Source organism: Methylobacterium sp. D54C (genome assembly GCF_053345595.1).
This window is the reverse complement of sequence record NZ_JBKFAK010000001.1, coordinates 906,305-919,168: the sequence shown is the minus strand read 5'-3', so window position 1 is coordinate 919,168 and position 12,864 is coordinate 906,305. Positions and strand designations below refer to the sequence as shown.

Sequence of the window (12,864 nt, the reverse complement as noted above, 5' to 3'; positions counted from 1 at the left end):
GGTACAAAGTTTTGGGTCTAACTATATATAAAAAAAGAAAAATACCTTCTTACATTATATACCCACTATCCCTTCCCATTGACTATTCCATAGGGGGGGGGAGCTATCGTGCGCGAGATGGCAGGGTAGGAAGCGCAAGAAGCCTCCAGGGCTTGCCATCGCGGCATGGCTATGATCCGGGCATGCCCGCCGCCCACATCTCCAGCATCGCCCGCCTCTACGAGCGTCAGCGCGCCGCTGCGCGCAACGCCGTCACCCGCGACCGTAGCTTCTCGCCACTTCCGCCGAAGCCGGCCAAGCCGGTCCACGCGCAGGGGGCGTGGCCCATGGCCGACCTCGAAGACGGGCAGTGCCGCTTCGCCTGCACGCCGGACCACGCGCCACGAGGCGGTCACCGCTTCTGCGGGCAGCCGGTCACCTTCATGCGCGGCAGGCCGCTGTCGTGGTGCTCGGAGCACCTAGCGCGCGTTGCTGGCGCTCCCGGGCATTCGGCCGGCGGCAAGAGCCTCGCGGATCTGGGGCGGCCTTCGTGAACCGGCAGGGCAAGCGCCAGCGCGACCGCCAGCGGCAGCAGCGCCGCGCAGAGCGCCGGTCCCAGGGCAGCGAGGCGCAGGCCGGTGGCGAGCAGCCCAAGGCGAAGCGATCGGCCTCGGAGCCGGTCCGAGGGGCGCTGGCGGCCGTGATCGACGACACGCTGTGCTGGCACCTGGCCCGCACCAAGCCGCTCCTCGGCCCGCTCGGACGGAAGCATCTGGATGAGGCGCTCACTAAACACGAGGTGCTCGCCTATCGCCCTCGCGCATCCGAGGTCGTCGTGCGGCGCGGCCGACGCGTGGTCCGGCACGTGCCTCTGCTGATCCGGACCCTGATCATCGGCGTGCGAGATGCGGCGCACCTCGACACGGTCGCGAAGTTGCCCGGCGTCTCCGAGATCGTCTCGTGCCCCGGTCCGGACACCAGCACCGGGGGCAACATCGAGGGTCTCGTGATGAAGCCGGCACGTCTGGATCCGAAGGCGCTGCAGGGCTTCATGATCGCACTCGCCGCCGGCGAGGTGGTGAAGCCGGTCGGCGTCGGCGTCGGTAGCCAGGTGCTCGTGGTCAACGGCCCGTTCGCGAGCTTCCCGGCGACGGTCGAGGCCGTGCTCCCCCACGATCGGATCGTAGTGGCGGTAGCCATCTTCGGCCGACTGTCGAGCATGGAACTCGGCATTGCAGACGTGCAGCTGGTTTAGTATACGATCGGTCTCGATAGGACTTGATAGGTCAGTCGCCGCTGTACTCCGCCCTCAGGGCGTCGACGTTAAGCCGCGACGGAGAAGCCGGACCCAGCTTCTCCACAACTGCCGCGCAAACAACTAATCGTGCCATGGCGTGGCACGCTTTGGCGCTTCTTCACAGCGATCCTAACTTCCGAGCGGCGTCATGGTTGAGGCCTTCGTCTATCGCGTCACTGTCTCGCGCAGCCGAGGCTTCATGGCCGAGGCCAAGCGAGCGACAGAGCCGTTCGAGGCCGCCAGCATCCTCTACGAGCCCCTCCACCACACGGTGTGGTTCGCATTCGGTGAGACGGCAGAGGCTGCGCTGGCTGCTGTGAAGGCCCAGGTCCTGCGCTGATGCCCTGTCGCTGCACAGAGCGCCGCACCGTCATCGGTAGCGCCATCCGCTCCACCCTGCGGGGACAGCCCGGCGCCATCGCACCCGCGACCCGCATGGTGATCCGCACCACGGTCGAGGACGTCGAGGCCATGGCCCGGCGGATGGGCGGATCTGGCATCTGGCATACCAAGAACCAAAGGGGGTGACCCCAGCGTGACATTCTGGCAACATGTTGCAAACATGTTCGCCACAGTGTGACATTTGAGGGACCCTGCCATTTCGGCGGGAACACGGGCTGTAGAGGCGCGGCCCCTTCCTAGCTCCAAGGGTCGAAAACCCGGTAACCGTTACCAGGGGTAACGAGGTAACGCCCCATGGCGGATGCTCAGAAGGCCGTCACCCAGGCCGAGTTCGCCCGGATGCGCGGCGTCTCGAAGAAGACCGTCACGGTGTGGAAGGCCTCGGGCCTGCTCGCCCTGACCGCAGCGGGCCTGGTCGACGTAGAGGCGACCGAGTGGAACCTCGACCAGCGCCCGGCGAACTACAGGGGCGGCACCACGCACCGGCCGATCCGGGCCGTGCAGAAGGAAGAGCCTGATCCGCGCGAGCGCCCTGAGCCGAAACCAGAGACGGCCGCCCCGCCGCCCGCGCCGACGCTACGCCCGGCCGAGCTGGACGACGAGCCGCCGGCCTACGACCCCGACGCTCAGGACCTGCCGCTCAGCGAGGCGGTGCGGCGCAAGGAGAACTTCCTCGGCCTGTTCCGTCGGCAGGAGGTCCTGAAGAACGACAAGCGCCTCGTCGACCGTGCCGCTGCCGAGGCGCTGTTCTTCGATACCGCCCGCGATCTTCGGGACGCCTGGATGACGTGGCCGGCTCGCGTCGCCATCGAGATGGCCGACGAGCTGGGGATCGATGCCCGGATGCTGACGCCGATCCTGACCGCCTATGTCCGAAAGCATCTCGCCGAACTTGGTGAGCCCGACGTCGAGTTCGGCTGACACCTCCAGCCTCGCGAGGTCGTGGCGGCGCGGGATGACGCCGCCGCCGAACCTCGATGTGGTGGACTGGGCGGAGCGCTTCCGGAGGCTGAGCAAGGAATCGTCGAACGGTGGCCGGTTCGTCGTCTCGCGCGTTGAGGTCGCTCGCGGCCCGATGCTCTGGGCGACCGAGCCGGGCGTGCGCACCCTGACGCTGATGGCGTGCACGCAGCTGCTCAAGACCACGGTCATCGAGAACATCATCGGCCGGTTCGTGCACCTCGACCCGAGCCCGATCCTGGTGGTGCTGCCGAAGGACGACGCGGCCGAGACCTTCTCGAAGGACCGGCTCGCCCCGATGATCCGGGACAGCAAGAAGCTGCGCGAGCTGTTCGGCGAGGCCAAGGCCACGGACGCCAGCGCGACGCTGACCCACAAGCAGTTCCCCGGCGGGCACATCACGCTCGTGGGCGCGAACAGCCCGACCAACCTCGCCATGCGGCCGATCCGGCTGCTCATGTGCGACGAGATCGACAAGTTCCCGGCCTCTGCCGGCGGCGAAGGGCCGCCGATCGATCTGGCGGTGGAGCGCCAGGCCGAGTTCGAGGCCAACGCCCTGACCGTGCAGACCTGCTCACCGACCATCGCCGGCCGTAGCGCAATCGAGGCGGCCTACGAGGAGAGCGACCAGCGCCGCGCCTACGTCTGCTGCCCGCACCCGGGTTGCGGCACGTGGCAGTCGCTGGAGTGGGATCGGGTCAAGTTCGACAAGGACGCGCAGGACCGGATCCTGCCCGAGACCGCGCGGTACGAGTGCGTCGGGTGCGAGGAGCCCTGGAGCGAGGCCCATCGCCTCATCGCGCTGCGCAAGGTGGAGTGGCGGCAGACCCGGCCCTTCACCTGCTGCGGCGAGCACCAGACCCCGGAGCGCTGGGCGCCCGAGGCGCACGGTGTCCGGCGAGCGCTCTGCGCCCACTGCGGCGCCGAGGCGGTCTCGAACGAGCATGCCGGCGGCGTGGCCTCGAAGCTCTACGCGCCGAAGCAGACGATCACGAAGACGGTGGCCAAGTTCGCGCGGGCGCTGCGCCGAGGGCCGGAAGCCTTGCGGACGTTCTTCAACACCCAGCTGGCCCGCACCTGGAAGGAAGGCGCGGACACGCCGGAATGGCAGGACGTCTACGCGCGGCGCGACAGCTACCTGAGCGGGACGGTCTCCCGCGGGGCGCTGATCCTGTTCGCCGGCGCCGACGTCCAGAAGGACCGGATCGAGGTCAGCGTCTGGGGCTTCGGCCGGAACCGGGAGCGGTGGCTGGTCGAGCATCGGGTGCTGCCGGGTGACACTGGGCGCGCGCAGGTCTGGAATGACCTCGCTGCCATGTTCGACGAGACCTGGGAGCACGAGAACGGCACCCCGATGGCGGTGCGGGACTGGGGCATCGACTCCGGCGCCTTCACGGCCGAGGTCTACGCCTTCGTCCGGTCCCAGGCCGGCCGCGGCAACGTCCATGCGATCGACGGCGCCGACAGCTACGCGGGCGCCTTCCTTGGCGTCGGCGCGAAGGATGCGAACGCTGCGGGCAAGAAGCTCCGGCGCGGGCTGAAGACGGTTCGTGTCGGCGTCTCGTTCGCCAAACAGGAGCTGATGGGCTGCCTCGCGCTGCAGCGCCCGCCGAGCGGCGAGGCGTTCCCGGCCGGGTTCGTCCACCTGCCGCGCGACGTCACCGAGGACGGCGTGAAGCAGCTGACGGCCGAGGAGCTGGTCGTCAGCACGACCCGCGGCCGCACGCGGCGCGAGTGGGTGCCGATCGGCGGCCGCCGCAACGAGTGGCTGGACTGCGCGAACTACGCTCGTGGGCTCGCCGCGATGCGCGGCTGGGACCGCTGGCGCGAGGCGCACTGGCGGGACCTCGAGGCGATGCTCGGAATCGAGCGGAAGCCGTCGCCCGAGCAGGAAGTGCCGGTGCCAGCACCGGTGATCGCTGCCAACACGCTGGCGGCCCGAGATCAGCAGCGCCGCTCCGTGCGGCGCAGCCGAGTAGCGAACCGTCGGTGAGGTGAGCATGGCCGATGATGTGAGCCTACGGCTGGCCAAGCTCCAGGCGGCGCTAGTCCAGCTCGACAACAACATGGCGAGCGGCATCCTCCGGCTTGAGGATGCAGACACCGGCACCGTCCAGAACCGCACCTACCCGGAGATGCGGCAGGCACGCGCCGATCTGGTCACTCGCATCCGCGAGCTCGAAGGTACGCTTGGGCCCGCTCTTCGCCCCCGGACCCGGCAGGTCGTCATGACCGGGCGCAGCGGGTGGTAGCTCAGCGGTCCGCCTACGGTGCCCGCTTCCGCGTGAAGGGCACCGCGCAGTACGTCGAGCCGGTCGCGCTGGATCTCGGCGGCGGCTTCAGCTCGGGCGAGGCTCCGGCCTACGACGTCGCGAATGGCAACGGTCGGCGCTCGCAGACGTGGCGCGTCGGCAGCTACGGGCCGAACACGGCGATCGTCTGGGCGCTGGACGAGCTGCGCCGGAAGAGCCGGGACCAGGCGCGCCGCAACCCCTACGCGGGCGCGGCTGTCGACAAGCTGACCTCGAACATGATCGGCACGGGGATCGTGCCGCGCAGTCTCGCGGCCCGCCCGACGATCGACCTGTCGGCGGAGGAGGCCGAGCGGGTCAAGAAGGAGGATGCGGCGTTCCGGGCCAGGGTCCAGGCGCTGTGGCTGGAGTGGACCGACGTCGCGGACAGCGTCGGCGCCTTCGACTTCTACGGCCTCCAGATGATGGCGGCCCGCGGCATGGTTGAGGGAGGCGAGACCTTCACGCGCCTGCGGACCCGTCTGCTGACCGACGGCCTGCCGGTGCCGTTGCAGCTGCAGGTACTCGAGGGTGAGCACTGCCCGCACCTCAAGACCGACCCGACCAATCGGATCCGCCAGGGCATCCAGTACGACGCCATCGGCAAGCGGTCCGGCTTCTGGCTGTATCGCGAGCACCCTGGCGACGGAATCGTGACCGCGGGCGGCTTTAAGGAGGTCCTCGTGCCGGCCTCCGACGTCTGCCACCTGTTCCGCGCGTCTCGCCCGGGGCAGGACCGCGGGGAGCCTTGGCTCGCCCGCGCGCTGCGCACGCTGTACGACCTCGACGGCTACCTCGACGCCGAGCTGATGCGGAAGAAGAACGCCGCCCGCCTCGTCGGCTTCATCCGGCGCACGTTCGCGGAAGGCGACGATCTGCCCGGCGGTGGCCCCCTTGGGACGGATCCGCCGGATGACGCCGGCGCGGCGACCGTCGAGTTCGAGCCCGGCACGCTGCAGGTGCTCGCAGACGGCGAAGATGTGACGCTTTGCAAGCCTGATGATGTCGGGCCGAACTTCGAGATGTTCGTCCGGGAGTCCAAGCGGCAGGTCGCGGCTGCGCTGGGGCTGCTCTACGAGCTGCTCAGCGGCGACTACAGCCAGCTGAACGACCGGACGCTGCGGGCCGCCCTGAACGATTTCCGCCGGGCGGTCGAGGGCTGGCAGCACCACCACGTCGTGTTTCAGTTCTGCCGGCCGATCTGGAATCGCTGGTTCGATCTCGCCCTGCTCTCCGGCGCGCTGACGCTGCCCTCGGGCATGAGCCGGGCGCAGGCCGGGGCCGTGAAGTGGATCCCGCAGGCCTGGCCGTACATCCACCCCGTGCAGGACGTGCAGGGCAAGGCGATGGAGGTCCAGTCGGGCTTCTCGTCTCGGACCCAGAAGGTGGCCGAGGGCGGCTACGACGCCGAGGCGGTCGACGCCGAGAACAAGGCCGACAACGATCGGGCCGACGCGCTCGGCCTCGCCTACACCAGCGACGGCCGGCGTGCGGCGAAGGTCGAGTCCGCCGACGATGCGCCGCCCGACGATCCCCCGCAACCTGATCCGGCCGGAGGCCCGCGATGACCGCTGCCCTGCGCGCCCTGTCGGCCGAGCCCTGGGCCATTCGCCCGGACTACCTCCAGTTCATGGCGGGCCTTGCCGCCCTCGACCGCGACGGTCGCGCCGCGCGCCGCTCGGCCGAGGGTGAGGACTGGTTCCGCCTCGACCTGCAGGCCGCGGCCGGCCCGACGGCCCAGCGTCTGGAGGGCGCGCGCTACAGCCTGCTGACCCGTGACGGGGTGGCGATCGTGCCGATCGTCGGCCCGATCTTCCCGCGGGCGAACTTGATGACCGAGATGTCCGGCACGGGCACCTCGGCCGCCATGCTCGCCCGGGATCTCCAGATCGCCCGGGACAGCGTCGAGGTCGGCGCCATCATGCTGATGGTCGATTCCCCCGGCGGCTCGCCGACCGGCATCAATGCGCTGGCCGACCAGATCTACGCCATGCGCGGGACGAAGCAGGTCCTGGCGCACGTCTCCGGCTCGGCCGCCTCGGCGGCGTACTGGCTCGCCTCGGCCGCCGGCGAGCTCGTGGTCGAGAAGACCAGCATCGTCGGCTCGATCGGCGTGGTGGCCGCGATCTCGAAGCAGGTCGAGCCCGATGCCAACGGCGAGCTCGCCATCGAGATCGTCTCGTCGAACGCGCCGAACAAGCGGCCGGACCCGCAGACCGATGACGGTCAGGCCGAGATCCGGTCCCTGCTGGACAGCATCGAGACCCAGTTCATCGCCGACGTCGCCCGCGGCCGGAAGACCACGGCGGCTAAGGTGAAGTCGGATTTCGGCGGCGGCGGCTCAAGGGTCGGCGCGGCGGCGGTGGCCGCCGGCATGGCCGACCGGGTCCAGACCTACGAGCGCAGCTACAGCCAGCTCGCCCGCACGGCCGCCAACGAGCGGACCGCACGCGCTCGGCGCTGACCGAGCCACTCACCCAACCCCGGAGACCTGAGATGCCGAATACCCTCCCGGGTCTTCGCCGCGCCCGCACGGCGGCGTCTGCCCGTATGACCAAGCTCGCCACCGCGGCCCGCGGCCGGTCCATGACCGACGACGAGCAGCACGACTTCGACGCCGCCGCGGGCGAGGTCGCCAGCCTCGACGAGCAGATCACCGCAGCGGAGGCGGCTGGCTCCGGCTCGAAGGACAAGACGGTCGACCGGGCCGAGGCCGCCGAGATCGTCAAGCTCTGCGTCGACGGCGGCGTGCCGATGATGGCCTCCGGCATGATCGCCGAGGGCATCGGCGTCGAGGACGCCAAGGCGCGCATCGCCTCCGCCGGCAAGGCCAAGGAGATCGTCGCGCTCGCCCGGAAGAAGGACGCGAGCATCCCGGCCGACCTCGCCGTGACGATGCTCGCCGAGGGCAAGACCGTCGAGGAGATCCGCGCTGCGGTCTTCGACAAGCTCGTGGCGTCCGAGGAGAAGACCTCGATCTCGTCCCACGTGCCGCTGGCCGGCGATGCCGGCCGGGGCTCCCCGAAACCCGTCGATCTGGTCGCCGACATGAAGCGGCGCCACGGCGTCAAGGCCTGAGGAGGACAGATCGATGGCCCTGAAGACCCTCTCCTACAAGACCGATTCCGACGTCGTGAAGAACGAGGGTCGGGGTCGCATCAGCCGTGACGAGGCCATCCTCGCCACCGGCTCCGGCATCCTGCGCCCGGGCCGCGTGCTCGGCCGGATCACCGCGTCCGACAAGCTGGTGCCGCTGGCCCCGGCTGCGTCCGACGGCTCCCAGAACGCCGACAGCGTGCTGCTGGAGAACGTTGACGCGACGAGCGCCGATCAGCGCGTCGTCATCCTCGCCCGCCACGCCGAGGTGGTTCTCCAGGCTCTGGAGTGGCCCGCCGGCATCAACGCAACCCAGCAGGCGGCTGCACTGGCCGCGCTCAAAGCCAAGGGCGTCGTCGCCCGCATGGGGGTCTGACCAATGGCCACGCCGCTCGATCTTCTCGACGCTCCCGAGTTCGCCGACGATCGGCTGACGGAGAGCATCAACATCCCGGACTACGTCACCGGCCGTCCGGCGCAGCTCGGCATCTTCACCGACACGCCGATCAACACGACCTACGCCAAGATCGCCATCGAAGAGGGCGAGATCACCATCATCCCGGCCCGCGAGCGCGGCGGCCCGGGCAACAAGAACATGGGCACCGATCGGCAGGAGACGCTGGTCCGGATCCCGCATTTCCCGCTCGACGACGCGATCACGCCGTCGGACCTCCAGAACCTGCTGGTCTACGGCGGCGGCTACGTCCTTCAGACGTTGGCCAACGTCTACAACAGCAAGCTGGAGGCCATCCGCGCCAAGCACGACGCCACGCACCATCACCTCGACTGGGGCGCCCTGAATGGGCTCGTGGTCGACGCGACCGGTCGTGTGCTGTGCGACCTGTTCTCCACCTTCGACATCACCCAGAGCGTCGTCGACTTCGACCTCGACAACGCTGGGACGGACGTGGCGGCCAAGAACCGCGCGCTGAAGTCGATCATCCGGAAGGCCCTGCGCGGCCAGCCGGCGTCGGGCGTGAGGGTGCTGGCCGGTTCAGGGTTCTTCGATAGGTACGTCGGCCATGCCAGCGTCAAGGAGGCGCTGAAGGCCTACCCGGGCCCGACGCCAAACCCCGGCCGTGACGACGTAGCGGATAGCTTCGTCTTCGCCGGCCTCACCATCGAGCGCATCGACGAGGACTTCCGCTACCGCCAGCCGGACGGAACCTTCGTGACCCGCGAAGCTGTCGGAGACGACGAGGCGATCGCGCTCCCGCTCGGGACGCCGCTGTTCAAGCGCTACGTGGCGCCGCCGGACAGCATCCAGGAGGCGAACATCCCCCCCTCGACCAAGGTGTTCGTCTCCACCGACCTCCTGCCGCACGGCAAGGGCCAGGAGATCCACACCGAGTCGAACGTGCTCCCGATCTGTCTGCGCCCGGACGTGATCGTGAAGCTCACCCGCACCTGACGGAGGCCGGCATGTACGTGCGCATCATCAAGGCCTTCGAGTTCAAGAACGACCGGGGCGAGAAGGTCACGGCACCGCGCGGCTGGCTCGGGGACCTGTCCGACGAGCACGGCAAGGAGGCGCTCGCCTCGGGGCACGCGGTGCAGGGCGATTCGCGCGCCCTGCCCATGAGCAAGCCGGTGGACGAGCCCGAACCCGACCTCGATGCCATGACCCGGGCCGAGCTCGACGCCATCGCGGCCGAGCGCGGCGTCGACGTCTCGAAGGCCACCAACAAGGCCGACGTGATCGCGGCGCTCCGGGCGCCGCGCTGATCCGATGTCCGTCTTCGATGATCAGTGGAGGGACGCTCTCCAGCGTCTCGACGCATTCTTCGGGGAGGACTTCGATCTGGAGCCGTTTACCGTCCCCACGGTGAACGGTCGGCCCGACGTGAACGCCCGGCTGGTGCCCGATCCCGATCGCGCGCCGGTCACCTTCCGGGCGACCTACCGCGACATCGGCTCGACCCAGTACGCGAAGGGCCGGGCCATGGCCGACAACACCACCCGGAAGATCTCCGCGGACGGCCCGCACATCCGCCTCACCCCGGGCGCGGATGGCTCGCCGCACCTCGCGCAGAACGACCGCATTACCCGGCGCGCGACCGGTGAGCGCTTCCGGCTGGGCGTGCCGCTCGCGCGCGGCCGCGCCGGGCTCCAGGTCCCGCTGATCCCGATCGCGCGATGAGCCTCGCCCGCACCGCGCTGCGCCTCGCCGTGATCGAGGCGCTGAACTCGCATCCCGTCATCGACGGCCACTGCAAGGGTCGGGTCTACGACTCCCGCATCGGCAACTTCGACGACAAGGAGCCGGTCCCGGTCATCACGGTCGCGACCGAGGATCTGAACGGCGAGCCCTGGAACCCGCAGAACGGGGGCGGCCCGTTCAACGACAGCTGCAACCTCGTGCTCGACATCGGCATGGCGCAGTTCGTCGAGGATGCCGACGGCGGCGACTTCTACTTCCAGCCCGGGACGGACAGCGAGCTTGAGGCGGCGCTCGACCTGATCGAGCAGTGCGCCGAGTGGATCGTGACGCTGGGCCGGCCGCACCCGCTCGCCCGCCAGCGGACGCCCGCCGGCAGGATCCTCTTCGAGAACGTGGTCCGCCGCGTATCCCGGCGGGACTCGCAGCGCTTCTCGCCCGACGACGGTGGCGAGCGGCTCGCCATCCACATGATGACCTTCCGTGTCGAGCTGCAGGGCGAGGAGATCGAGAGCTACGCGGTCCCGGCGGGCCCGTTCGGCGCGCTCCCCGATCCGCTCCGGACTGTGGCCGAGGCGATGGCCGAGGGCTCCACCGGCTACCAGACTTGCCTGAAGCTCGCCCAGGACCTCGCCCGGGCGATCACGCCCGCGCCGACCCCGCCGTCCCAGCCCGTCGTCGTGCCCGACCCGGAGCCAGGCACGCTGCCGACCGAAGTCTCCATCCCTCTCTCGCAGGTGCCCTGATGCGCAAGCACGTGAAGCCCGCCGACAAGGCCGCCTCCATCCCGGACCCGGTCCGCAAGACCGACCTGCCGCCCGAGGGCCGCGTGGTCGAGTGGTCCGCGCACTGGGCCCGCCTCGAGGCCCGCGGGGACATCAAGGTCAAGGACGTCCCCGACGAGGGTGACGCCAAGGACGAGAAGCCCAAGGCCGCGGCCGACGCGGGCGTCGGCGCCAACCCCCAGGCCGATCCGCCGAAGGCCGCCACGAGCGGCGCGCCGAGCGGCCGCGCCACCAACCCGTAATCCCCTCTCGGGACCGCCCTGCGGCGCCCCTACACGCTGGAGACCCCGCCGATGCAAGGTCCTGTCGCCTTCGAGAACACGCCAGCCGATGTGCTGGTGCCGGCCTTCATGGTCGAGTTCAACGCCGGCCCGCCGAACTACTCGGGCACCTCGCGCCAGGTCGTCATCGGCCGGGCGCTGCCCGCGTCGCCGGCGGCGCTGCGCGGCGCGCCGATCAACGTCGGCGCCCAGAACCCGAACGCGCTGTGCGGCCTCGGCTCCATGGGCGCTGAGCAGATCCTCTACGCGCGGCAGCAGAACCCGCTCGGCGAGATGCTGTTCGTGGACGCCACCTCGGCCGTCGGTGCCAACCCGACCGCCGCGGCCGGCGCGCTCGTCTTCGCCGGGCAGGCGACCTCGTCCGGCACGATCACCCGCTACCTCGGCGGCGAGCGCTACGACGTGAACGTGGCGGTCGGCGACACGGCCGACATCGTGGCCGCCGCCTTCGTCGCCCGTTTCGCTCAGGGCTACGCCAAGTTCAACACCCGCATGCTGGCGCCGGTGACCGCCGCGGTGAAGACCGGCGGCTCGACCGCGTCCACCGAGGTCACGCTCACCGCCCGGCATCCAGGGACCGAGTCCAACGGCTGGCGGATCGAGGAGGCCCTCGACGGCGACGAGATCGAGGTGCCCGGCATCACGGTGACGATCACGCCGATGGCGGGCGGCACCGGCGACGTCGACATGGCCGCGACGCTGGCCAAGCTCGGCTCGCAGAACGCCGACTGGATCTGCGGGCCGTACTCGTCGACCGCGCAGCTGAACGTCGTGCGCGACTTCCTGTCGGACGCCGGCTCCGGCCGCTCGGCGCCGCTCGTCGGCCTGCTCGGGCACTACACGACCCACAAGGAGGGCAACCTCTCGACGCTGACGGCCTTCGGGCAGACCCGCAACGATCGCCACGTGACGGTCGCCGGCGTCTACCAGTGGCCGCAGGCCTCGTGGTGCATTTCGGCCTCGCTGGGCGGCGAGATCGCCTTCCTGAAGAACCTCGGGCGCTCGCTCCCCAACGCGATCGAGATCGCGCGGCCGATGCAGACCCGCGTCCTGCGCGGTCTGCGCCCGTCCAAGGATCCGAACGCCCAGTTCGCCATGGCGGATCGCGACAGCCTGTACCGGAACGGCATCTCGGGGTTCACGGTGACCGCCGACGGCCAGATCGCCTGCGACCGCATCATCACCACCTACCGGGTCAACGCCTCGGGCCTGTCCGACCGGACCTGGCTGGACATCGAGGACATCTCGATCGCGGCCTACTGCGCCCGGTACTTCCGGACCAAGATCCAGGGCACCTACCCGCGGTCGGCGCTCATGGAGGACAACCCGGCCAACCTGCAGGGCGTCGTGACCCCGATCGACCTGGAACAGACCTCGGTCCATGCCGCGACCGACCTGCACCGGGCCGGCCTCATCCGGCAGCTCGACCTGTTCGTGTCGAACATCCGGATCTTCGCCGACTACGCCAACGACCGGGTGAACTACTACCTGCCGATCACGGCGGCGGCGCAGCTGCGCATCAACGCGGTCAACCAGACCAGCTACCTCGACCAGTCCGACCAGGGGATCTGAGGCTCCGGCCTCGCCCCACACCACCGCGGCCCGGCCGCTCCCT

At 69.8% G+C, this 12,864-nt stretch carries 16 protein-coding genes; all 16 read left to right on the top strand.

Annotation, left to right across the window (positions count from 1 at the left end):
* Positions 1-182 precede the first annotated feature (182 nt).
* The 16 genes from ACLBYB_RS04620 to ACLBYB_RS04545 all read left to right on the top strand — a co-directional run bounded on the left by ACLBYB_RS04620 (position 183) and on the right by ACLBYB_RS04545 (position 12,821).
* Positions 183-533: a hypothetical protein gene (locus ACLBYB_RS04620; protein WP_447698017.1), complete on the top strand. Its 351-nt coding sequence runs from the start codon at positions 183-185 to the stop codon at positions 531-533.
* The gene (locus tag ACLBYB_RS04615) at positions 530-1,234 is read left to right on the top strand and encodes a hypothetical protein (protein WP_447698016.1); all 705 of its coding nucleotides are present in this window, start codon (positions 530-532) and stop codon (positions 1,232-1,234) included. Before ACLBYB_RS04620 ends, ACLBYB_RS04615 begins: the two co-directional genes overlap by 4 nt.
* Before the next feature lie 190 nt (positions 1,235-1,424).
* A complete protein-coding gene (locus ACLBYB_RS04610) occupies positions 1,425-1,616 on the top strand; it encodes a hypothetical protein (RefSeq protein ID WP_447698015.1) in 192 nt (63 codons plus the stop codon).
* A 356-nt stretch (positions 1,617-1,972) separates the two neighbouring features.
* Positions 1,973-2,599 (top strand): hypothetical protein, encoded by a 627-nt coding sequence (locus ACLBYB_RS04605; RefSeq protein WP_447698014.1) that lies wholly within the window; start codon positions 1,973-1,975, stop codon positions 2,597-2,599.
* Between the two features lie 34 nt (positions 2,600-2,633).
* Entirely contained in the window at positions 2,634-4,631 is a 1,998-nt protein-coding gene (locus ACLBYB_RS04600; RefSeq protein WP_447698013.1) for a phage terminase large subunit family protein, read from the top strand.
* 7 nt (positions 4,632-4,638) lie between these two features.
* Positions 4,639-4,890 carry a phage head-tail joining protein gene (locus ACLBYB_RS04595; RefSeq protein ID WP_447698012.1) on the top strand — a complete coding sequence of 84 codons (252 nt, stop codon included), beginning with the start codon at positions 4,639-4,641 and terminating at the stop codon, positions 4,888-4,890.
* A complete protein-coding gene (locus tag ACLBYB_RS04590) occupies positions 4,884-6,497 on the top strand; it encodes a phage portal protein (RefSeq protein WP_447698011.1) in 1,614 nt (537 codons plus the stop codon). Before ACLBYB_RS04595 ends, ACLBYB_RS04590 begins: the two co-directional genes overlap by 7 nt.
* On the top strand, positions 6,494-7,393 hold the full coding sequence (locus ACLBYB_RS04585) for a S49 family peptidase (protein WP_447698010.1): 900 nt from the start codon (positions 6,494-6,496) through the stop codon (positions 7,391-7,393). The genes ACLBYB_RS04590 and ACLBYB_RS04585 overlap by 4 nt, the downstream gene beginning before the upstream one ends.
* Positions 7,394-7,425: 32 nt before the next feature.
* On the top strand, positions 7,426-8,007 hold the full coding sequence (locus ACLBYB_RS04580) for a hypothetical protein (RefSeq protein WP_447698009.1): 582 nt from the start codon (positions 7,426-7,428) through the stop codon (positions 8,005-8,007).
* A 13-nt stretch (positions 8,008-8,020) separates the two neighbouring features.
* Positions 8,021-8,401 (top strand): head decoration protein, encoded by a 381-nt coding sequence (locus ACLBYB_RS04575; RefSeq protein ID WP_447698008.1) that lies wholly within the window; start codon positions 8,021-8,023, stop codon positions 8,399-8,401.
* A 3-nt stretch (positions 8,402-8,404) separates the two neighbouring features.
* A complete protein-coding gene (locus ACLBYB_RS04570) occupies positions 8,405-9,436 on the top strand; it encodes a major capsid protein (RefSeq protein WP_447698007.1) in 1,032 nt (343 codons plus the stop codon).
* Positions 9,437-9,447: 11 nt separating this feature from the next.
* The gene (locus ACLBYB_RS04565) at positions 9,448-9,750 is read left to right on the top strand and encodes a hypothetical protein (RefSeq protein WP_447698006.1); all 303 of its coding nucleotides are present in this window, start codon (positions 9,448-9,450) and stop codon (positions 9,748-9,750) included.
* Between the two features lie 4 nt (positions 9,751-9,754).
* Complete coding sequence (locus tag ACLBYB_RS04560; RefSeq protein WP_447698005.1) at positions 9,755-10,165, top strand: hypothetical protein; 411 nt, start codon at positions 9,755-9,757, stop codon at positions 10,163-10,165.
* Complete coding sequence (locus ACLBYB_RS04555; protein WP_447698004.1) at positions 10,162-10,929, top strand: hypothetical protein; 768 nt, start codon at positions 10,162-10,164, stop codon at positions 10,927-10,929. Before ACLBYB_RS04560 ends, ACLBYB_RS04555 begins: the two co-directional genes overlap by 4 nt.
* A complete protein-coding gene (locus ACLBYB_RS04550; protein WP_447698003.1) occupies positions 10,929-11,210 on the top strand; it encodes a hypothetical protein in 282 nt (93 codons plus the stop codon). The genes ACLBYB_RS04555 and ACLBYB_RS04550 overlap by 1 nt, the downstream gene beginning before the upstream one ends.
* A gap of 51 nt (positions 11,211-11,261) precedes the next feature.
* A complete protein-coding gene (locus ACLBYB_RS04545; RefSeq protein ID WP_447698002.1) occupies positions 11,262-12,821 on the top strand; it encodes a hypothetical protein in 1,560 nt (519 codons plus the stop codon).
* Positions 12,822-12,864: the final 43 nt, after the last annotated feature.

Bases quoted from the DNA above. Each gene is read 5' to 3' on its own strand.
- ACLBYB_RS04580 (WP_447698009.1), top strand. From the start codon at position 7,426: ATGCCGAATACCCTCCCGGGTCTTCGCCGCGCCCGCACGGCGGCGTCT.
- ACLBYB_RS04605 (WP_447698014.1), top strand. From the start codon at position 1,973: ATGGCGGATGCTCAGAAGGCCGTCACCCAGGCCGAGTTCGCCCGGATG.
- ACLBYB_RS04550 (WP_447698003.1), top strand. From the start codon at position 10,929: ATGCGCAAGCACGTGAAGCCCGCCGACAAGGCCGCCTCCATCCCGGAC.
- ACLBYB_RS04620 (WP_447698017.1), top strand. From the start codon at position 183: ATGCCCGCCGCCCACATCTCCAGCATCGCCCGCCTCTACGAGCGTCAG.
- ACLBYB_RS04595 (WP_447698012.1), top strand. From the start codon at position 4,639: ATGGCCGATGATGTGAGCCTACGGCTGGCCAAGCTCCAGGCGGCGCTA.
- ACLBYB_RS04570 (WP_447698007.1), top strand. From the start codon at position 8,405: ATGGCCACGCCGCTCGATCTTCTCGACGCTCCCGAGTTCGCCGACGAT.
- ACLBYB_RS04565 (WP_447698006.1), top strand. From the start codon at position 9,448: ATGTACGTGCGCATCATCAAGGCCTTCGAGTTCAAGAACGACCGGGGC.
- ACLBYB_RS04610 (WP_447698015.1), top strand. From the start codon at position 1,425: ATGGTTGAGGCCTTCGTCTATCGCGTCACTGTCTCGCGCAGCCGAGGC.
- ACLBYB_RS04600 (WP_447698013.1), top strand. From the start codon at position 2,634: ATGACGCCGCCGCCGAACCTCGATGTGGTGGACTGGGCGGAGCGCTTC.
- ACLBYB_RS04545 (WP_447698002.1), top strand. From the start codon at position 11,262: ATGCAAGGTCCTGTCGCCTTCGAGAACACGCCAGCCGATGTGCTGGTG.
- ACLBYB_RS04560 (WP_447698005.1), top strand. From the start codon at position 9,755: ATGTCCGTCTTCGATGATCAGTGGAGGGACGCTCTCCAGCGTCTCGAC.
- ACLBYB_RS04575 (WP_447698008.1), top strand. From the start codon at position 8,021: ATGGCCCTGAAGACCCTCTCCTACAAGACCGATTCCGACGTCGTGAAG.
- ACLBYB_RS04585 (WP_447698010.1), top strand. From the start codon at position 6,494: ATGACCGCTGCCCTGCGCGCCCTGTCGGCCGAGCCCTGGGCCATTCGC.
- ACLBYB_RS04555 (WP_447698004.1), top strand. From the start codon at position 10,162: ATGAGCCTCGCCCGCACCGCGCTGCGCCTCGCCGTGATCGAGGCGCTG.